This is a genomic window from Nonomuraea sp. NPDC049158 (assembly GCF_040648335.1).
Classification (GTDB): Bacteria; Actinomycetota; Actinomycetes; order Streptosporangiales; family Streptosporangiaceae; genus Nonomuraea.
The window spans coordinates 82,938-101,141 of the sequence record NZ_JBEZDM010000009.1; the positions used below are offsets into that span (position 1 = coordinate 82,938).

General features: G+C 68.4%; 16 protein-coding genes and 1 pseudogene. 7 read left to right on the forward strand and 10 right to left on the reverse strand.

From position 1 onward, the window contains the following. Window positions 1–61 precede the first annotated feature (61 nt). The 4 genes from AB0B61_RS20990 to AB0B61_RS21005 all read right to left on the reverse strand — a co-directional run bounded on the left by AB0B61_RS20990 (window position 62) and on the right by AB0B61_RS21005 (window position 3,870). Window positions 62–673, reverse strand: a complete 612-nt coding sequence (locus tag AB0B61_RS20990; RefSeq protein ID WP_358434122.1) for an HD domain-containing protein — start codon at window positions 671–673, stop codon at window positions 62–64. Window position 674: 1 nt separating this feature from the next. Then, window positions 675–2,864, reverse strand: coding sequence for a molybdopterin-dependent oxidoreductase (locus tag AB0B61_RS20995; protein WP_358434124.1), 2,190 nt, complete (start codon window positions 2,862–2,864; stop codon window positions 675–677). 147 nt (window positions 2,865–3,011) lie between these two features. Further along, window positions 3,012–3,653, reverse strand: a complete 642-nt coding sequence (locus AB0B61_RS21000; protein ID WP_358434127.1) for a hypothetical protein — start codon at window positions 3,651–3,653, stop codon at window positions 3,012–3,014. A gap of 1 nt (window position 3,654) precedes the next feature. Continuing rightward, window positions 3,655–3,870, reverse strand: a complete 216-nt coding sequence (locus AB0B61_RS21005; RefSeq protein WP_225299041.1) for a hypothetical protein — start codon at window positions 3,868–3,870, stop codon at window positions 3,655–3,657. Window positions 3,871–4,565: 695 nt separating this feature from the next. Between AB0B61_RS21005 and AB0B61_RS21010 the strand changes: the two genes are divergently transcribed. Beyond that, window positions 4,566–5,429, forward strand: a complete 864-nt coding sequence (locus AB0B61_RS21010; protein ID WP_358434130.1) for a helix-turn-helix transcriptional regulator — start codon at window positions 4,566–4,568, stop codon at window positions 5,427–5,429. Window positions 5,430–5,484: 55 nt separating this feature from the next. Next, on the forward strand, window positions 5,485–5,712 hold the full coding sequence (locus AB0B61_RS21015; protein ID WP_358434133.1) for a DUF397 domain-containing protein: 228 nt from the start codon (window positions 5,485–5,487) through the stop codon (window positions 5,710–5,712). Between the two features lie 275 nt (window positions 5,713–5,987). Here AB0B61_RS21015 and AB0B61_RS21020 read toward each other — a convergent pair whose 3' ends face one another. The 3 genes from AB0B61_RS21020 to AB0B61_RS21030 form a co-directional block, all read right to left on the reverse strand. Beyond that, the gene (locus AB0B61_RS21020; protein ID WP_358434136.1) at window positions 5,988–7,433 is read right to left on the reverse strand and encodes a catalase; all 1,446 of its coding nucleotides are present in this window, start codon (window positions 7,431–7,433) and stop codon (window positions 5,988–5,990) included. 19 nt (window positions 7,434–7,452) lie between these two features. Beyond that, the gene (locus AB0B61_RS21025; RefSeq protein ID WP_358434139.1) at window positions 7,453–7,860 is read right to left on the reverse strand and encodes a Fur family transcriptional regulator; all 408 of its coding nucleotides are present in this window, start codon (window positions 7,858–7,860) and stop codon (window positions 7,453–7,455) included. Window positions 7,861–7,942: 82 nt separating this feature from the next. Continuing rightward, window positions 7,943–9,343 carry an MFS transporter gene (locus AB0B61_RS21030; protein ID WP_358434141.1) on the reverse strand — a complete coding sequence of 467 codons (1,401 nt, stop codon included), beginning with the start codon at window positions 9,341–9,343 and terminating at the stop codon, window positions 7,943–7,945. A 107-nt stretch (window positions 9,344–9,450) separates the two neighbouring features. Between AB0B61_RS21030 and AB0B61_RS21035 the strand changes: the two genes are divergently transcribed. The 4 genes from AB0B61_RS21035 (at window position 9,451) to AB0B61_RS21050 (ending at window position 14,004) form a co-directional block, all read left to right on the forward strand. Further along, window positions 9,451–10,287, forward strand: coding sequence for a helix-turn-helix transcriptional regulator (locus AB0B61_RS21035; RefSeq protein ID WP_358434144.1), 837 nt, complete (start codon window positions 9,451–9,453; stop codon window positions 10,285–10,287). A gap of 132 nt (window positions 10,288–10,419) precedes the next feature. Continuing rightward, the gene (locus tag AB0B61_RS21040) at window positions 10,420–11,511 is read left to right on the forward strand and encodes a CapA family protein (RefSeq protein ID WP_358434147.1); all 1,092 of its coding nucleotides are present in this window, start codon (window positions 10,420–10,422) and stop codon (window positions 11,509–11,511) included. Between the two features lie 41 nt (window positions 11,512–11,552). After that, a complete protein-coding gene (locus tag AB0B61_RS21045; RefSeq protein WP_358434150.1) occupies window positions 11,553–13,280 on the forward strand; it encodes an SDR family oxidoreductase in 1,728 nt (575 codons plus the stop codon). Window positions 13,281–13,323: 43 nt separating this feature from the next. Then, entirely contained in the window at window positions 13,324–14,004 is a 681-nt protein-coding gene (locus AB0B61_RS21050; protein ID WP_358434780.1) for a TetR family transcriptional regulator, read from the forward strand. A 21-nt stretch (window positions 14,005–14,025) separates the two neighbouring features. On the opposite strand, the gene AB0B61_RS21055 is transcribed toward AB0B61_RS21050, so the two are convergent. Next, window positions 14,026–14,391, reverse strand: a complete 366-nt coding sequence (locus tag AB0B61_RS21055) for a hypothetical protein (RefSeq protein ID WP_358434153.1) — start codon at window positions 14,389–14,391, stop codon at window positions 14,026–14,028. Between the two features lie 164 nt (window positions 14,392–14,555). Between AB0B61_RS21055 and AB0B61_RS21060 the strand changes: the two genes are divergently transcribed. Continuing rightward, window positions 14,556–15,086, forward strand: a complete 531-nt coding sequence (locus tag AB0B61_RS21060) for a tetratricopeptide repeat protein (protein WP_225299024.1) — start codon at window positions 14,556–14,558, stop codon at window positions 15,084–15,086. Window positions 15,087–15,276: 190 nt separating this feature from the next. Here the strand turns inward: AB0B61_RS21060 and clpB are convergent, their stop codons facing one another. Then, window positions 15,277–17,847, reverse strand: a complete 2,571-nt coding sequence (gene clpB / locus AB0B61_RS21065; protein WP_358434156.1) for an ATP-dependent chaperone ClpB — start codon at window positions 17,845–17,847, stop codon at window positions 15,277–15,279. A gap of 50 nt (window positions 17,848–17,897) precedes the next feature. Continuing rightward, window positions 17,898–18,203: pseudogene (locus AB0B61_RS21070) on the reverse strand (helix-turn-helix transcriptional regulator); the annotation flags it as partial. Between the last annotated feature and the right edge of the window lies 1 nt (window position 18,204).

The window sequence follows — 18,204 nt, forward strand, 5'->3', positions numbered from 1 at the left end:
GCCGCCTTCTCGCTCGTACTTTCTCTTTCACGACAAGTCCCCTACCCCGGCCATAAGGGCATCACTCGGACAGGTGACCCCTGGCGATGGAGAGCTCGACCAGCTCGAGCGCGTACGCCCCGAGCGACGGCGATCCGTCCTCGATGAGCCGCACCTTCTCCTTGACCTGCGCGGCCGTCACCTTGAACAGCGGCCAGGTGCCGCCCTCGGTGTGGTGGTTGGCCAGGATCGGCGCGAAGCGGTCGAGCGCTCGGGCGAACCTCGCCTCCCGCGTCTCCCTGGCCTCGAACTCATCCCAGAGCGCCCGCATCGCCGCCCCCTGCTCACCCGGGAGCAACGCGAAGATGCGGTCCGCGGCGGCCCGTTCCGCCGCGGGCTGGGCGGCCACCGCGGCCGTGTCATAGACGAAGGTGTCACCGGCGTCGATCTCGACCAGGTCGTGCACGAGCAGCATGGACACCACCCGCTGAATGTCGGTGTCGGGTGGCGCGTGCTCGGCCAGGACCATGGCCAGCATGCCTACGTACCAGGAGTGCTCTGCGTCGTTCTCTCGCCGTGAGCCGTCCATGAGATGGTTGCGGCGGATGACCCGCTTCAACTTGTCGATCTCGACGGCGAAGGCGATCTGGGCGGTCAGGCGGTCCTCTTCTGGTGCGATAGTCACGCGCGACACCTTAATGTGCGGTGATCACCCCGGTTGGCAAAATCGTCACCGGAACCCCATTGAACACGGCATTTCCCGACGGAACGTCGATTGTCGACTCATCGGTCAGTATGTTCGCGCTAACTCCGGCGTGTTCGGCGGCGATCAGCTGAGCGCTGCCCGCGTGTCCCCAGCCGTGGGGCAGGCTGACCACGCCCGGCATGATCGTGTCGGTGGGTTCGAGCGGCACTCTGAGCTCTCCCGTGGCCGAGCGGACCAGGGCCTCCCCGTCCAGTCCGAGCCTGGCCACGTCGGCCGGGTTGATCTGGAGCGTGCAGGTGTTGCTGCCGCCGACCAGCGGGCCCACGTTGTGCAGCCAGCTGTTGTTGGAGCGCAGGTGGCGCCGCCCGATCAGGACGATCTCCGGCGGCTCCTGCTCCAGCCCGGCGCGCAGCCGCTCCACATCCTCGATGAGCTGCGGCGGCGCGAGCTCGATCACCCCGGAGGCGGTCCTCACCACCTCGCCCAGCCGGGGCTCCAGCGGCCCGAGATCCAGCCCGTGCGGGTTGTCGAGCAGCTTGCGCAGCGACAGGTCGCCCTTGCCCGCCCACTCTCCGTACGGGCCGAGCTTGAGCATCAGGTCGAGCCGGCGCTCGGCCCCGCAGTCGCCTTCGAGCGCGGCCCGCAGCTCGGCCACGTCGCGCCCCTCCACGCCCGAGCCCGGCAGGTCGACCGCCTTGCGCAGCATCTGGTCGAGGACGAACTCATCGAGATCGCCCTCCTGCCCGGAGGCGATCATGGTCAGCCTGGCCAGGATCTGCGCCTCCGACGGCTGCCCGTCCAACGGCAGCGACGGCGGCGAGTAGCGGGCGTAGTTGCGCACCGCGAAGTTGAGCAGGGCGAAGTCGTAGTGGCCCGACTGGAGGGCCCGCGGCGGCGGCAGGATGACGTTCGCGTGCTTGGTGGTCTCGTTCAGGTAGGGGTCGACGCTGACCATGAAGTCGAGCCGCCCGAAGGCCGCGTCGAGCCGGGGGCCGTGCGGCGCGGAGAGCACCGGATTGCCCGCCACGGTGAGGAGGAAGCGGATCTGCCCGTCGCCGGGCGTCTCGATCTCGTCGGCGAGCGTGGCGACCGGCAACTCGCCGTTGGCCTCGGGCAGGCCCCTGACCCGGCTCTTCCACCGGCCCACGGTGTAGGGGCGGCGGGCCAGGCCGAACTCGGTGGCGGGTTTGGCGAACATGGCCCCGCCGGGCCGGTCGAGGTTTCCGGTGAGCACGTTGAGCACGTCCACCAGCCACTGGGCCAGCGTGCCGAACTCGGCCGTACACGTGCCGATCCTGGCGTAGACGGCCGCCGTCCTGGCCGCCGCCAGCTCCCTGGCCAGCCGGACGATCACCTCGGCGGGCACGCCGGTGCGGCGGGACACCACGTCGGGCGCGAAGTGCTTGGCCGCCTCGCGTAACTCCTCCAGGCCGTTGACCTCGTGGGACACCGTGGTCAGGTCCTCGGCGAAGAGCGTGTGCGCGATCCCGAAGAGCAGGTAGGCGTCGGTGCCCGGCCGTACGAACACGTGCTCGTCGGCCAGTCCGGCGGTCCTGGTACGGCGGGGATCGACCACGACGAGCCGGCCGCCGCGGGCGCGCAGCGCCTTGAGCCGGCCGGGGAAGTCGGGCGCGGTGCACAGCGAGCCGTTGGACTCCAGCGGGTTGGCGCCCAGCATGAGCAGGTAGTCGGTCCGGTCGAGGTCCGGCACCGGGACGGCGAGCGGATGGCCGAACATCAGCCCGCTGGCGACGTGCTTGGGCATCTGGTCGGCGGTGCTGGCCGAGAAGATGTTGCGGGTGCCGAGGGACCTGAGCAGCGGCGTGCCGTAGAGCTGGCCCGCCATGTTGTGCACGTTGGGGTTGCCGAGATAGACGCCGACCGACTGACGGCCGTGCCGCTCCGTGACCTGGTCGAGGCCCTGCTTGACGGCGGCGAACGCCTCGTCCCAGCCGACCTCGCGCCAGAGCTCGCCCTCCCTGATCAGCGGCTTGCGCAGCCGGTCGGGGTCCTCGTCCAGGCGGCCCAGGCTGGCGCCCTTGGGGCAGATGAAGCCCTTGCTGAACGGGTCGTCCTTGTCGCCCCGCACGCTCGTCACGTGCCCGCCCTCGTCGAGGGTGAGCGTCAGGCCGCACACGGCCTCGCACAGGGGACAGGTCCGGTGAACGGTCGACGTCATCACGGCTCCTGAGTTCGTCGGTGGAACTCATCTTTGCTCGTACGACACATATGGGGAAGCCCCGGAGCCCCCGCGGTCTCCGGGGCTTGCACTGGGGAGCGTTCGGCCCAGGCCCGAGCCGCCACTCCCCAGGTCATGGGCAGGCCGTCAGCCGACCTGCGGCAGGGCGAACGGCCTGGCCAGATCAGGAGGCTCCTCGAGGTCGGTCCTCAGAGAGGCCCAGGCGCGGCCGTAGAGCCGGTCGAGTCCGGGGGAGGCGGCGCCGGGCAGCTCGTCACGCCGGACGATCTCCACGATCAGCAGGTGCGCCCATTTGCGATGCCGGTAGACGTTGGCGCTCCTGGCCCAGCACGCGGCCGCGATCTCCTCGGCGTACGCCTCGAACTCCGCGGCGGAGATGCCCGCCCTGGTCATCACCAGGGCCTTCTCGCCCGTACGCGTGGGCGTGATCCACAACACCAGCGGGATCCGGCCCGCGCGGGTGTGCATGGTGGTCTCCAGGCAGGTCTTCTGCAGGCGGTGCCTGGACGCCACGCACCAGAAGTGCGCCGTCACCCAGTTGCGACCGGTCCTGGTCACCGCGGGCGCGGAGATCGCGCTGGTCAGCATGATGAACGGCCACCACCGGCCCTGCTGGGTCCCGCCCAGCAGGGTCAGCACGAACAGGCTGAGTGCCCCGATCAGCAGCAACTCGGTACGGATCCGCCAGAGCCTGGCAGTCAGCCCGGTACGGGCGGGCGGCAGGTCCTCGTTGGCGGGGTAGATCTGGTTGCGTGGGTTCCTCGACATCTCAGGACACCTCCTCGGCGATTCGGGAGGGGATCGTGAGCTGGTCGAATCGGGGGTCGCGGTAGCGACGGGCGCCGAATCCGGTCTTGGCCACGGTCCAGCCGCGCCGGTAGGCGAACTCATCCGGCTCCATGCAGATCTCTCGATCCGCCCATGCCATGAGTTCCCGGATCCGGGTCTTGATTCGGCTGAGTCCCTTGGTACCTTGTGAGTACATGGAACACCTCTTTCGCGGCATTACTCGAGGTGGGTTCTTTCGCCGGATCGCAGGCTGATGACCGGTGACGCCGCAGGGTGGCAGCCCTTTTGAGCGGCTAATAGGTGGTCAGCCTGGGTCTGGCTTCTTCGTGTTTCTGCGTGCTCGAATGAGCGACATTCGCTGTGGTCAGTCAGATGCGTACGGGGTCCTTCCGGCAAGTGGCCTCCCTGGGGCAGAGATTCAGATCCGGGACGGCGACGTTGCCGGAGGTGCGGCCCGCGTGGCCGCCAGCGATGAAAAGCGGTAGGCCCGGTGTGGTAGGCCGTGTCGTCATCTCGGCCCCCCATCCCTCGGTTACCTTCCAGGGCTCGATCGTCTCTCCCGGATGGGCCTGGTGCAATACATTCAGCAAGAGAAGATTTAGTTTTCTTCGGACCTTGCTTGATAGTTTGCGGTGCATGTGTGGATGCAACTTGCACGCCAACCGTCAGATGCTCCTGAGACCAGAGCGGAGGAGGGGAAGCGGCGGCTGCCGGCCGCGCCGGGTTGGGCCCCCTCTTGCCCCTTATGCTCACTCCGTGAAACCCTTACGGCAAGCCTCAGTGGCAGTGCTCGTGCAAGTTGCAGTGTAAGATTGACCGAACGGCTAAGCGGCCTTTCACCGTTACACCTTCACCTTCATTCACCTTCATTTCCGACGAGGAGAGTGGACGGTGCCATCGCAGCAGGGCAGTCCGACTGTTCGCAGGCTCAGACTCGGTCAGGAGCTACGTCTCCTCCGCGAACGAAAGAAGCTGACGGGGGCCAAGGCAGCTGGTGACCTGGGCTGGAGTCCCAGCAAGATCAGCCGGATCGAAGCGGCCAAGACCATGCCAAGTGCCGAGGACATCAAGGCAATGGCAGAGCTCTACAAGATCGACAGTGAGAAACGTGACGAACTCTTCGCCCTGCTGAGGGATGCGGATCAGCGCGGGTGGTGGGAGGATTACGAAGACGCCCTCCCGGAGGAATACACAAGATTCCTCGGGCTGGAAGCGGAGGCGACATTCCAGCGCAACTGGGAACCCCAGATCGTGCCTGGTCTCCTCCAGACTGAGGACTACGCACGGGAGGTCGTCCTCTCCGTCCGTGGCATCTCACGGATCACGCACAGCGGTGTCCGGAGCCGGGTCGAGGCGCGCCTGGATCGGCAGCGGCGGGTGTTGCACCGCCCACAACCGTCCGAGCTACGCTTCGTGCTCGACGAGCCGGCCCTGATGCGCCGTTTCGGTGAGCCCTCGGTCATGCGTGCGCAGATGGAGCATCTCCTGGAGATGTCGTTGTTGCCGCACGTCAGCGTGCAGGTGCTGGCGACGGATGCGCTGCACCCCGTCAACACGGGGGCGTTCATCCATCTGAAGTTCGCGGAATTCGACGATGTTGTATACCTGGAGCAGCTCTACACGGCCAACTTCGTCGAGGACCTGGGACGAGTGGCTGGATATGAGGAGGCCTTCGACTACATCAAGTCCCAAGCGCTCGACGAGGACGAGTCACGTGTCCTCATCCAGCGCAAGGCCATGATGTGGCGGGGCTAGCGACACAGATCACAACAAGGGGCAATGGTGCCCCTTTCGCCCGTTTGGGGAGAAAATGTACATCGATCCCGTGGTAGCGACCTGGCAGAAGAGCAGCTTCTGCAACGGCGCGAGCAGCTGCGTCGAAGTCGCGCCCCTTGCCGACGGAAACGTCGCTTTGCGAGACGGCAAGGAGCAGGACGGCCCCGTTCTGGTCTTCACGCCGAGTGAATGGGCCGCCTTCACAGCGGGGGTCCGTGACGGCGAGTTCGACCTGAGCTCGCTCGCCGCTACCGCTTCATGAAAAACGGCCCTGGCAGGTTGCTGGCACAACACCATCAGGGCCGCCACGCACTCCAGCTCGACCTTGTACGCGAGATCCGAAGATCTTCATATCTTGGCTTGAACCGCGTTGGAGATCAACTAGCCACACCTTGTCAGAAGCAGGGGATCAGTCCTCGATCGCGGAGTACGGTCTGACGACTCCAGCCGAAGAGCCCTCTGCCCCTCATTTGGACCACCCACAACGGGAACGGCCCGCGCCACGGAACATGGGCGCGGGCCGTTTCGCGTGCGCTGTCAGGAGAGGCCGAGGCCGTTGGAGACGCCCTCGCCGAGGTCCTTGTGGATGTTGTTCCAGTACTCCACGACGCGCTGCTTCATCTCCGAGGTGACCTCGGGGGCCGAGGCGTGCCCGACGATGTTGCTCACCAGGTGCGCGCGGTCCGTGTCGGACAGCACGTTCTCCCAGAGAGCACGCGGCTGGACGTAGTCGTCGTCCTCGGCGTGCTTGGTGTACGCGGACCGGATGATCTCGCCGGCCACCTGGTAGTTCTCACCCTCGTACAACGCCGGGTCCGCCGCCGGGCCGTTGACGCTGTTAGGGGCGTACACCGGGTCCTGCGAGTTCCTGAAGGCCATCGGACCGTCGAAGTTGTAGGAGTTGACCGCGGCGCGCGGCTGGTTGATCGGCAGTTGCAGGTAGTTGGGGCCGATCCGGTAGCGGTGCGTGTCGGGGTAGGAGAACAGGCGGCCCTGCAGCATCTTGTCCGGTGAGGCGCCGATGCCGGGCACCAGGTTCGACGGCTCGAAGCCGGCCTGCTCGACCTCCGCGAAGTAGTTCCGCGGATTGCGGTTCAGGGTGAAGCTGCCGATCGTGATCTCGGGGTAGTCCTCGTGCGGCCACACCTTGGTCAGGTCGAAGGGGTTGAAGCGGTAGTCGGCCGCGGCTTCGAACGGCATGATCTGCACGTTCACCTTCCACGACGGGTGGTCGCCCGCCTCGATGGCCGTGTGCAGGTCGCGGATGTGGTGGTCGGGGTCGACGAGCAGCGCGGCCGCCTCTTCGCCGGTGTAGTTCTTGATGCCCTGCTCGGTCCTGAAGTGGTACTTCACCCAGAACTTCTGGCCCCCGGCGTTGTACCAGAGGAAGGTGTGCGAGCCGAAGCCGTGCATGTGCCGCCACGAGGCCGGGATGCCGCGATCGGTCATGAGGAACGTGACCTGGTGCGCCGACTCCGGCGACAGGGTCCAGAAGTCCCACTGCATGTTGTTGTCACGCAGGTGGTTGTCGGCCCGGCGCTTCTGGCTGTGGATGAAGTCGGAGAACTTCTGCGGGTCACGGATGAAGAAGATCGGGGTGTTGTTGCCGACGAGGTCGTAGTTGCCCTCTTCGGTGTAGAACTTGATCGCGAACCCGCGCGGGTCGCGGGCGGTGTCGGGGCTGCCGAGTTCGCCGGCGACGGTCGAGAAGCGCAGGAAGAGCGGGGTCTCCTTGCCCTTCTGGAAGAGGCCGGCCTTGGTGAACTGGCTGACGTCCTCGGTGATCCGCATGACCCCGTGGGCGCCGCCGCCTTTCGCGTGTACGACGCGCTCGGGAACACGTTCCCGGTTGAAGTGCGCCATTTTCTGGATCAGATAGTGATCCTGCATAAGAAGTGGGCCGTTGGGGCCGACGGAGAGCGAGTGCTCGTCGCTCGGCGCGGGAATGCCGGCGTCGTCGGTGGAGATAGGCCTGTTCGTCATCAGCGCGGTCCTCCGAAAATCATCGTTGACAGTTCGGGCAGACGCCCCAGTAGGTGACGTCGGCTTCGTCCACGACGAATCCGGCCGCGTCGACGGGCGCCAGACACGGGGCCATCCCGGTCGCGCAGTCGACGTCGGTCATGCCGCCGCAGCGCCGGCAGACGAGGTGGTGGTGGTTGTCACCCACCCTGGCCTCGTAGCGCGCCGGACTGCCCATGGGTTCGATCTTGCGGAGCAGTCCGGCCTGGTGCAGCGCGTGCAGCGAGTCGTAGACGGCCTGAAGGGACACCTGACCCACACGGTCGAGCACGCCGCGGTGGACGGCTTCCACATCGAGGTGGTCGCCTTCGCGCACGGTCCGCATGATCGCCAAGCGGGCCGCGGTCACCCGCAGACCCGCCTGGCGAATTAGGTCGTTGTCCCCCATATCCGGACACGCTAGCGCTAAACCTGAATGATTCAAGTAAAGGACTGGTACAGGTCTCAGCCGCGCCGTACCAAGAAGGGTCTCAGCGGCGCCGTACCAGGAAGATCGAGCTCAACCCGGCCAGTACGGCCAGCGCCGCGAGCGCCACAGCGGTGGCCATCGACGCGGAGCCGGTGCCCCCACCCTGGCTCAGGGAGATGAACAGTGTGCCCACGGTCGACACCCCGATCACCTGGCCGAGCTGCATCACCGTGAGGAGCGCCCCGCTCGCGTCGGCGGCGTAGACGTCGTCCACCTGCTGGGTCGCCATGTTGGTCACCGCGACCTGCACGCCGAGTCCGGCGCCGATGAGCGCGCTCATGACCGCGTACAGGACGCCGCCTCCGGAGGCGAGCCCGAGACCCAGGTAGGCCGGCGCGGCCACCACGTAGCCGAAGGGCACGAGCGAGCGCTGGAGGCCGGGCGGCAGCAGCGGCCAGCAGAGGCCCACGAGCGCGAACGCCAGCGCGCACGGCACCAGCATCATGCCCGAGGCCAGCGGCGACAGGCGCAGGTCGCCCTGGAGGTGCAGCGCCGAGGTGAACAGGAACGCGCCCCAGGTGGCCGGCCCGAGCAGCAGCACGGCGAGCCCCGGCCGCATGCCGGGCGCGCGCAGCACGCGCGCGTTGACCAGCGGGCGCCCGCCACGGCTCGTCACCCAACGCTCGACGCGGACGAACACCACGAAGACCACCGCGCTCAGCGCCATCGAGGCCCAGCCCCACAGCGGCCAGCCGAGGTCCCTGCCCAGCACGAGCGGCACCACGAACAGCAGCACGGCGGCCGACAGGCTCACCAGACCCCATGGGTCGAGCCCGCCCTGGCCGCCACCGTGGTCGGCGGGGAGCACCCGGAGACCCGCGATCAGCAGCAGCGCGCCGATCGGCACCAGCACGAGGAAGACGATCCGCCAGCCGGCGCCGAGCCCGAGCAGGATCCCGCCGAGCGCCTGGCCGACCACGATGCCGCCGCTCACCACCGCCGACCACAGTCCCAGCGCCCGGCCTCTGGCCGCGCCCTGGTAGTTGCGCTGAATCAGCGTCATGACCTGGGGCATCATCAGCGCGGCCCCGGCGCCCTGGGCGAGCCGGGCGGCGACCAGCGTGCCGGTCGTGGGCGCGAGCCCCGCGGCGAGCGTGGTGAGCGTGAAGAAGGCGAGCCCGGCGAGAAAGGCCTTGCGGTAGCCGAGCAGGTCGCCGAGCCGGGCACCGGTGATCAACAGGACGGCGTAGACGATGGTGTATCCCGCCACGATCATCTGCAGCCCGGCACCTGATGAGTGCAGATCGGCCTCGATGGTCGGGGTGGCCACGTTGACGATGTTGACGTTCAAGATGGCCAGGAACTGTCCTACGAGGATGATCGCGAGGAGCAGCCCACTGGCCTTGCCCTTCTCCGGCTGTACGGCCGGGATCGGGGGAGCAAGATGGGCAGATTGGGTCATAGATAGAGTCTGGCGGCAAACCAGTACCAGTAACGAGAGCCCCTTTATACTGGTATTAACAACACCTGGATGGCTTACGCCCGCTCCACCATAGTGAAGGGGTGACCGTGACAGAGGCAAGGCGCTCCGATTTGTCGGCGTTCCTGCGCACCCGGCGCGAGCGGATCACCCCTGAGATGGTCGATCTGGCGCCGGGACCCCGCAGGCGCACTCCCGGCCTGCGCCGCGAGGAGGTCGCCCAGCTCGCCGGGGTGGGCGTCACCTGGTACACGTGGCTGGAGCAGGGGCGGCCGATCAACGCCAGCAGCCAGGTGCTCGACGCGATCTCGCGTACGCTCCGGCTCGACACCGCCGAGCGGGAGCACCTCTACCGGCTGGCGGGCCAGCCGGGCACGCCCGTTCTGGCCGGTTCCACTCCGGTGACGCCGGAGATGCAGGCCATACTCGACCAGCTCGGCGCGATGCCCGCGTGCATCACCAACAGCCGCTGCGACGTGCTGGCCTGGAACCCCGCCTACGCGACGATCTTTCCCGAGATCGTCGACGCCCCGGAGGGCGAGCGCAACTCGCTCTGGCAGACGTTCATCAGCCCTTCGTGGACGACCATGCTCGTCAACCGCGACCATGAGCTGCCGCGCGCCGTCGCCGTCTTCAGGGGCGCCTACAGCCGCCACACCGACGACCCGTGCTGGCAGGACTTCGTCCGGCGGCTCGCCGCGGAGAGCGCCGAGTTCGCCAGGCTGTGGGCCAGGCAGGACGTGGCCGAGCCCGGGCCGCGGGTGAAGACGTACGAGCATCGTGAGATGGGCCGGATCGGCTTCAGCACGACCAGCTTCCACCTCTCGTCGGCGCCGGAGACCCGCATGATCGTCTACTCGCCGCAGGACCAGCGGTGCCTCGACGCCATGACCCGCCTCATGGCCGGCGCTGCCTCGGCGTCGTAACCCCGCGGTTTCTCGACCTCATGACATGACCGGTCTCATGACCAAAGGTCAGCGCCCCTAGGTAGCGCGCGATTCATCCGGTCATGGCATGCTCGATGGCTGAAAGTCAGGATCGAGCGGAAGTAGCCGCACATGAGAGTCCCCCGCCCCCTTCTCGCGGCGCCCCTCGCCGTGCTGCTGGCCTCGGCCGCCGCGTGCTCGGCGGCCGAGTCGAAGCAGCCGCTGAAGAGCGAACAGGCGGCGGAGAAACCGAAGGAAGCGCCCGTCGAAACCACCCCCGCCGCCCCCACCCGGAAGCCGTACACGATCTCGTTCGGCGGGGACGTGCACTTCGAGGGCGGGCTCCGTAACCGGCTCGCCGCGCCGCGCACGGCGCTCGGACCGATCGCGCAGGTGCTGCGCTCGTCCGACCTGGCGATGGTCAACCTGGAGACGGCGATCACAACGGGTGGCACGCCCGCGCCCGGCAAGCAGTACACGTTCAGGGCGCCCGAGACGGCGTTCGGCGCGCTGAAGGCCGCCGGGGTGGACGTGGCGTCGATGGCCAACAACCACGGCATGGACTACATGGAGACCGGGCTCGCCGACTCGCTGGCGGCGATCAAGCGCAGCAAGTTCCCGATCGTGGGCATCGGGGCGAACTCCACCCAGGCCTACAAGCCGTACAGGAAGACCGTCAACGGCAACCGGGTCTCCATCATCGGGGCCACGCAGGTGCTCGACGCCGAGTTCGTCCAGGCATGGACGGCGACGCCCGACAAGGGCGGGCTCGCGTCGGCCAAGGACGAGGACCGCCTGCTTCAGGCCGTACGGCAGGCACGCAAGAACTCCGACACCGTCATCGTGCACCTGCACTGGGGCACCGAGATGCAGAAATGCCCCAACCCGGCGCAGCTCGCGCTCGGCCCGAAACTGGTCAAGGCGGGCGCGGACGTCGTGGTCGGCGGGCACGCGCACATCCTGCTCGGCGCCGGGTACATCGGCAACGGCTACGTCAGCTACGGCCTGGGCAACTTCGTCTTCTACAACTCCACGGCCGGCACCACCGGCAGGACCGGCGTGCTGACGCTCACCATCAAGGGCCGCAAGGTGCTCAAGGACCAGTGGACGCCCGCCACCATCCAGGGGGGTATACCGATCCCGATGACGGGCACGGCCAAGACCCAGGCGGTGGCCGACTGGCGGGCCCTGCGATCCTGTACGGGGCTGGCAGCCCGCCCTTGACGAGATCTATCATTGGACTTCACGTCCAATAGGAGGTCGCCATGCGCTGGGTCGAGTCCGATGACGTACGGCTGGCGGTCTTCGAGGAAGGCGATCCCGGCGACCCCACGATCGTCCTCATCCACGGCTATCCGGACACCCACCGGGTCTGGGACGAGGTCGCCGAGCGGCTGCGCGACCGCTTCCACGTGGTCCGCTACGACGTACGCGGCGCGGGCGCCTCGACGGCCCCACGCCACACCGGCGACTACACCCTCCACCGGCTCGCGGGCGATCTGGCGGCGGTGCTCGACGCGATCGGCAAGCCCCGTGTCCACCTCGCCGGGCACGACTGGGGCTCGCTGCAGGGCTGGGACGCCGTGACCCGTCCCGGCCTGCGGGACCGCATCGCCTCCTTCACCAGCTTCGGCGGACCTGGGCTCGCGCGGGCACGCCACTTCATGCGGCACGGCAGGCGGCGCGACGTCCTGTCGCAGGCGGCCAAGTCCTGGTACATCGGCGCCTTCCGGCTCCCGGTGCTGCCCGAGCTGGCCTGGAGCACGTTCATGCCGCGAGTCCTGGAGCGGTCGATGCGGCGGGGCGACGGCCTCGAGCCCAGGCCGGGCCACCCGGCCGAGACTCTGAGGAGCGACGCCCGCAACGGGCTGTGCCTCTACCGAAGCAACATGACCGGGGGCGGCGACGACGGTGGTGAGGGTGATCCGGTCGTTGCCGTGCCCGTTCAGCTCATCGAGGCGACGCGGGATCCGTTCGTCGGCCCGGCGTTGCTGGCCGCGCTGGGGGAGGGGGTCCCCAAGTTCTGGCACCGCAAGATCGCGGCCGGGCACTGGGTCCAGCGCAGCCATCCCGACGTCATCGCCAGGATGATCGCCGAGTTCGCCACCCACGCCGACGGCGGCGCGCCCACCAGGAGCCTGCGCGGGGCCCGCGTCGAGGAGGGGCGCAAGGCCTTTCACGGGCGGCTGGTGGTGATCACCGGTGCGGGCAGCGGCATCGGGCGCGCCACCGCGCGGGCCTTCGCGGCGCACGGCGCCGAGGTCGTCTGCGCCGACCTCGATCGCGAAGCGGCGGCGCGTACGGCTGACGGCATCGCCAAGGACCTCGGCGGTACGGCACACGCCGTACAAGTCGATGTCGCCAACACCACCCAGATGGAAGACTTCGCCAGAAATATCCGCTCTGAGCATGGAGTGCCGGACATTGTGGTGAACAATGCCGGGATCGCGGTCAGCGGGCCGTTCCTCGACCACTCGGTCGACGACTGGCGCAGGACCCTCGACGTCAACCTGTGGGGCGTCATCCACGGCTGCCGGCTGTTCGCCGCCCAGATGGTCGAACGCGGAGAAGGCGGCCACATCATCAACATCGCCTCGGCGGCCGCGTTCGTCCCCTCGCGACTGCTGCCCGCCTACTCGACCTCGAAGGCGGGGGTGAAGATGCTGAGCGACTGCCTGAGAGCGGAGCTGGCCGGGCAGGGCATCGGGGTCAGCGTGATCTGCCCCGGTTTCGTGTCCACACCCATCGCGCGCAACGCCACGTACGTCGGACCGGACATGAGGGAGTCGGCCGAACGAGGGCTGGCCCGCCGCGGCTACCCGCCCGAGCGCGTCGCCGCTCATATCCTCCGCGCCGTACACCGTGACCAGGCCGTTGTGCCGGTCAACGCGGAGGGGAAGATCGGCTACGCGCTGTCGAGGATCTCGCCGGGAGCGCTGCGGCGGTTCGCGAGAGTGACCTCCGTCACGAGAAATCCGCCATTCGCCAGGTAACGATCGTGCACTTGGGGGGAAGATGGAGCACGTGTCCTCCCCGATGATTGAAGACGGCTGCGCAGCGCCCAAATCGCTCCGGCGACGGCCGACGCAGCGCCGCAGTGCCCGCCGCGTCGAGCGGATGCTCGACGCGTGCGCCGAGCTGCTCGACGAGATCGGCTACGAGGGGCTCTCGACCACCCGCATCGCCGAGCGAGCCGGCGTCGCGATCGGGTCGGTCTACCAGTTCTTTCCCGACAAGCGAGCCATCACGCAGGAGCTGACCCGGCGCAACGTCGAGCAGTTCGTCTCCCGCGTCGGCCGCCGGTTCCTCGAAGAGGACTACCGCGGCTGGTGGGAGGCGGTCGACGCGATCATCGACGAGTTCGTCGACATGCACCGGAGTGTGCCCGGATTCAGGAACCTGCGCTTCGGCGACGTGGTCGACCTCAACCTGCTCGACTCCGACTCCGACAACAACATGGTGATCGCCGGGCGGCTGCGCGGGCTGCTGCTGAAGGAGTTCGGGCTGGCCGACAGCCAGGAGCTCGACATGGCCGTGCTGGTCGCGGTCGAAGCGGGCGACGCGGTGCTGAAGCTGGCCTTCCGCCGCGATCCTGACGGCGCGCCGGAGATCATCGAGGCGGCCAAGCAGCTGATCCGCGGCTTCCTGTCCCGCCAGCTCAAGTCCTGGCCTTCGGGAGGCGTCCTGACCCGCGACGAAGGGCCACGGGCCTCGTGAAGGCGTCGGGCTGCTGGGCGTTCAGTGAGCCGCGTGTAGCTCTCTGAGGAGTTCCGGCAGCCAGGCGGGGGTCGAGCCGCGAGGGTCGTACCTGGACTGGAGCCGGTCGCCCGATTCCGGGACGAGCGCGGAGGCGGGCGGCGGGTGCGACTGGGTGCGAGAGGTGTCGGTGCCCGGCGCGCACGGTGTCAGGAACGTCACCGACCGTGCGTCACGGGCCTCCCTGACCATCCTGGTGTGCAGCCTCGCCTCAAGCGCGTGCAGGTTTCGCTCCGCCGATTCGATGGCCTCCAGACGGGCCGAAAGGTAGCCGACCGCCCCCGGAATCACGGCGGACAGCACGACGAGGCAGACCAAAATGAAGGTCATCTGCCTGGACAGGCCCATCGCGACTCCCTCCACTGGCGGACGAGCGCGACGGTAATATCCCCTCCGACCAGTACAGACACGCTGACTGTAGTCACACTTTAACGCTACGTTGCCGAACCTGTGCGAGATCCGCGATGTGTATTGACCGGGCAAAACCGCAAGCGGCTCGGTAGTCTCGCGGTGTGGCGCATGTGACCCGTGAGCACCTTGATCGCCTGCTAGAGCAGGCACTGCTGGCCGACGACCACGGTTCGCTGGCCAAGCGGCTGTACGACGTCGCGCTCGGCTATTCGACGGGCGACGTTTCCAGGGCATCCATCCTGGTTCTGGCCGCCGAGGAATGGCGGGCGGCGGGACAGCCCGCGCGTGCGATGGAGTGTTTCCAGCGTGCGATGGAGGACGGTGGGGAGTCGAGCATCGACCCGCGAGCCGGCATCGCCGACACGCTCTTCGAGCTCGACCGGCCGGATGAGGCTAGGGAGGTCATCGAGACCATCCGTGCGGAGGGCAGAGCCACCACGGCGACCGCCCACACGATCGCCGAGACCCTGGTCGCCTACGGTGACCTGCGGGCTGGGCACGAGTGGGCGACCCAGGCGGTCCTGGCCTGCGACGAGGACGACCCCGAGCACGTGGCCCTGCTGCGTACTCGCTACCGCATCAGGGTGGACCTCGGCCTACCGGAAGACGACCTCGACGCCCTGGTGTCCTGACCAGGGACGCCACGAGAGGGCGGATGCGACCGGCCCGGTGGGTGGCGCGAGCCTGCCCACAGGCAGGTGACGCGACCCGCCGATCGTGGAACGACGACGCCCGGAAACCCACCGGTTCCCGGGCGTCACCTACCGGACCTCGGCTACCAGAGCTACCAGGTCTCAGCTACCGGGCCTCAGCTGCCGGGCCTCAGCCGCGGACGATGGAGAGCTCGTCGTCGCCGAGGTCCACCAGGACCCGGTCACCGTCCACGACCTCGCCCGACAGCACGGCCTTGGCCAGCTTGTCGCCGATCGCCGACTGGACCAGGCGGCGCAGCGGGCGCGCCCCGTACATCGGGTCGTAGCCGGTGAGCGCCAGCCACTCGCGGGCCGCGTCGGTGACCTCCAGCGTGAGCCGGCGGTCGGCCAGCCGCTGGGCCAGGCGGTCGACCTGGAGGTCGACGATGCGCGTCAGCTCTTCAGAGCCGAGCGCGTCGAACAGGATCACGTCGTCGAGCCGGTTGAGGAACTCCGGCTTGAACGAGTTGCGCACCGCGCCCATCACGGCCTCGCGCTTGGCGCCGTTCTCCAGCTTGGGGTCGACCAGGAACTGCGAGCCGATGTTGGAGGTGAGGATCAGGATCGTGTTGCGGAAGTCGACGGTACGGCCCTGGCCGTCGGTCAGCCGGCCGTCGTCGAGCACCTGCAGCAGGATGTCGAAGACCTCGGGATGGGCCTTCTCCACCTCGTCGAGCAGCACGACCGTGTAGGGCCGCCGCCGGACGGCCTCGGTGAGCTGGCCGCCCTCCTCGTAGCCGACGTAGCCGGGAGGCGCGCCGACGAGCCGGGCGACGCTGTGCTTCTCGGAGTATTCGCTCATGTCGATGCGGGTCATCGCCCGCTCGTCGTCGAACAGGAACTCCGCCAGCGCCTTGGCCAGCTCGGTCTTGCCGACACCCGTCGGGCCGAGGAACAGGAACGAGCCCGTGGGCCGGTCGGGGTCGGAGATCCCGGCCCGGCTCCGGCGTACGGCATCCGAGACAGCCTGTACGGCCTGCTGCTGCCCGATGAGGCGCCGCCCCAGCTCCTCCTCCATCCGCAGCAGTTTGGCCGTCTCAGCCTCCAGCAGGCGCCCCGCCGGGATGCCCGTCCAGGAGGAGATGACCTCGGCGATGTCGTCGGCGCCGACCTCCTCCTTGACCATGGCGTTGTCGGGCGTCGCGGCGTCGGAGGCGGCCCGCAGGGCCTGCTCCAGGCGCGGCACCTCGGCGTACATGAGCCGGGAGGCGGCCTCGAAGTCGCCGTCGCGCTGCGCCCGCTCGGCGCCGCTCCTGGCCTCGTCGAGCTGCTTCTTCAGCTCGCCGACCTTGTTGAGACCGGCCTTCTCGAGCTCCCAGCGGCCGACGAGGGCGTTGAGCTCCTCCTGGCGGTCGGCCAGCTCCTTGCGCAGGCGTTCGAGCCGCTGGATGGAGGCCTCGTCGGTCTCCTTGGAAAGGGCCAGCTCCTCCATCTTCATCCGGTCGACGTTGCGCTGGAGCTGGTCGATCTCGACGGGACGCGAGTCGATCTCCATGCGCAGCCGGGAGGCGGCCTCGTCGACCAGGTCGATGGCCTTGTCGGGCAGGAAGCGGTTGGTGATGTAGCGGTCGGAGAGCGCGGCGGCGGCGACCAGCGCGCTGTCGGCGATCTGGACCTGGTGGTGGGCCTCGTAGCGGCCCTTGAGCCCGCGCAGGATCGCGATCGTGTCCTCGACCGTGGGCTCGCCGACGTAGACCTGCTGGAAGCGGCGCTCCAGCGCGGGGTCCTTCTCGATGCGCTCGCGGTATTCGTCGAGCGTCGTGGCGCCGATCATGCGCAGCTCGCCGCGGGCCAGCATGGGCTTGAGCATGTTGCCCGCGTCCATCGCGCCCTCGGCGGCGCCCGCCCCGACGACCGTGTGCAGCTCGTCGATGAACGTGACGATCTGCCCGTCGCTCTCCTTGATCTCGGAGAGCACGGCCTTGAGCCGCTCCTCGAACTCGCCGCGGTATTTGGCGCCCGCGACCATCGCGCCGAGGTCGAGCGAGATGAGCCGCTTGTTGCGCAGCGACTCGGGCACGTCGCCGGCCACGATGCGCTGGGCCAGGCCCTCGACGACGGCCGTCTTGCCGACGCCGGGCTCGCCGATCAGCACCGGGTTGTTCTTGGTGCGCCGCGACAGCACCTGCACGACCCGGCGGATCTCGGAGTCGCGGCCGATGACCGGGTCGAGCTTGCCGCCCCGGGCCCGCTCGGTCAGGTCGACGCCGTACTTCTCCAGCGCCTGGTAGGTGTCCTCGGGCGTCTCACTGGTGACGCGGGCGTGACCGCGTACCTTCTCGAAGGCGTCGAGCAGCGCCTGAGGGGTCGCCCCCTGGGACTTCAGCAGGTCGGCCACCTGGCCGCCGTCGGTGGCCAGGCCCACGAGCAGGTGCTCGGTGGAGACGTAGTCGTCTTCGAGCCGCTTGGCCCGCTGCGCGGCCGTGTTGATCACGCTCAGCAGCTGGCGGGAGCTCGACGGCGCGCTCACGGTGGAGCCCTGCGCCTTCGGCAGCCCGGCGAGCAGCTCCTCGGCCTTGGCGCGCATGGTCTTCCAGTCGGCGCCGACGGCTTCGAGCAGAGGGACGGCGGTGCCGCCCGTCTGGGCGAGCAGGGTGGTCAGCAGGTGGGCCGGCGCGATCTCCGGATTGCCCTCCGCGGCGGCACGCCGCATGGCCCCGGAGAGAGCTTCCTGGCTCTTCTGGGTGAGCTTGTAGTCCATGTGTTCTAGGCCCCCGGTGGCAGCTCGTAGCGGATCAGCGCCCTGACCATCTGCATCTCGGCGCGGAGGCGGTGAACCTCCTCACGCAGCCGCAGAGCCTCGTTCTCGAGCTCGAGAATCCGCTTGATGCCCGCGAGGTTGATGCCCTCCTCCTGGGAGAGCCGCTGGACCTCGCGGAGCTGGATGATGTCGCGGGTGGAGTAGAGGCGGCCGCGCCCCGCCGTGCGGCCTGGACAAACCAGTCCGAGCCGGTCGTACTGCCGCAAGGTCTGCGGATGGAGGCCCGACAGCTGCGCGGCCACCGAGATCACATAGACCGGAGTCTCGTCTGACAGGTCGAAATAGTTGGCGTCCATC

Bases quoted from the DNA above. Each gene is read 5' to 3' on its own strand.
- AB0B61_RS21015 (WP_358434133.1), top strand. From the start codon at position 5,485: ATGTACATCGATCCCGTGGTAGCGACCTGGCAGAAGAGCAGCTTCTGC.
- AB0B61_RS21040 (WP_358434147.1), top strand. From the start codon at position 10,420: ATGAGAGTCCCCCGCCCCCTTCTCGCGGCGCCCCTCGCCGTGCTGCTG.
- AB0B61_RS21025 (WP_358434139.1), bottom strand. From the start codon at position 7,860: ATGGGGGACAACGACCTAATTCGCCAGGCGGGTCTGCGGGTGACCGCG.
- AB0B61_RS21030 (WP_358434141.1), bottom strand. From the start codon at position 9,343: ATGACCCAATCTGCCCATCTTGCTCCCCCGATCCCGGCCGTACAGCCG.
- AB0B61_RS21055 (WP_358434153.1), bottom strand. From the start codon at position 14,391: ATGGGCCTGTCCAGGCAGATGACCTTCATTTTGGTCTGCCTCGTCGTG.
- AB0B61_RS21000 (WP_358434127.1), bottom strand. From the start codon at position 3,653: ATGTCGAGGAACCCACGCAACCAGATCTACCCCGCCAACGAGGACCTG.
- clpB (WP_358434156.1), bottom strand. From the start codon at position 17,847: ATGGACTACAAGCTCACCCAGAAGAGCCAGGAAGCTCTCTCCGGGGCC.
- AB0B61_RS21020 (WP_358434136.1), bottom strand. From the start codon at position 7,433: ATGACGAACAGGCCTATCTCCACCGACGACGCCGGCATTCCCGCGCCG.
- AB0B61_RS20995 (WP_358434124.1), bottom strand. From the start codon at position 2,864: ATGACGTCGACCGTTCACCGGACCTGTCCCCTGTGCGAGGCCGTGTGC.
- AB0B61_RS21050 (WP_358434780.1), top strand. From the start codon at position 13,324: ATGATTGAAGACGGCTGCGCAGCGCCCAAATCGCTCCGGCGACGGCCG.
- AB0B61_RS21045 (WP_358434150.1), top strand. From the start codon at position 11,553: ATGCGCTGGGTCGAGTCCGATGACGTACGGCTGGCGGTCTTCGAGGAA.
- AB0B61_RS21005 (WP_225299041.1), bottom strand. From the start codon at position 3,870: ATGTACTCACAAGGTACCAAGGGACTCAGCCGAATCAAGACCCGGATC.